This window comes from Arthrobacter sp. TJ-254 (assembly GCF_058269175.1).
On record NZ_JBZCNF010000013.1, the window covers coordinates 1 to 525 of the forward strand.

At 64.0% G+C, this 525-nt stretch carries 1 protein-coding gene; it reads right to left on the reverse strand.

The genetic code is table 11. The annotated features are described in order from the left end of the window. On the reverse strand, positions 1 to 513 hold a 513-nt coding region (locus AC4D14_RS18160; protein WP_490904077.1), incomplete at its 3' end, for a serine hydrolase domain-containing protein. Between the last annotated feature and the right edge of the window lie 12 nt (positions 514 to 525).

A 525-nucleotide genomic window follows, 5' to 3' on the forward strand; every position in this document is an offset into this window, starting at 1 on the left:
GTCGCCGGTGGGGATGCCGGTGAGCATCTGGTCGAGTTCGGCCGGTTCCAGGAGCTCGCCGTCGAGGATGGCTTTCATGAACGTGTTGAGCTCAGCCGGTGTGGATACCATCGCTCCGGATGCCCAGGCCGTGGAAGGATCGTACTCGGTGACGTCGCGTAGTTCCCCCTTGGCGTCCTTGTGGTAGCCCAGGGGATGCTCACCGCGCAGCCCGGTCTCGCCCGGGTCTGGCAGGTAGGTGTGCTTCAGGTCCAGGGGGGTGACGATCCGATCGTGGATCTGCTCGCCCAGGGGCCGTTGGGTGATGCGTTCAATGATCAGGCCCAGAGCGATGTAGTTGGTGTTGGTGTATTGAAACCGTTCCCCTGCGGGGAAGATCGCAGGCTGTCCGAGCGCCAGGTCGAGCACGTCCCGGGGTGAGCGGTAGATGTCGCCTTCGGCGGACGCTTCGTTGACGATGAGTTCGGTGGTGTACTCGGGCAGGCCGCTGGTGTGTTGGAGCAGCTGCCGCACGGTGATGGCCTT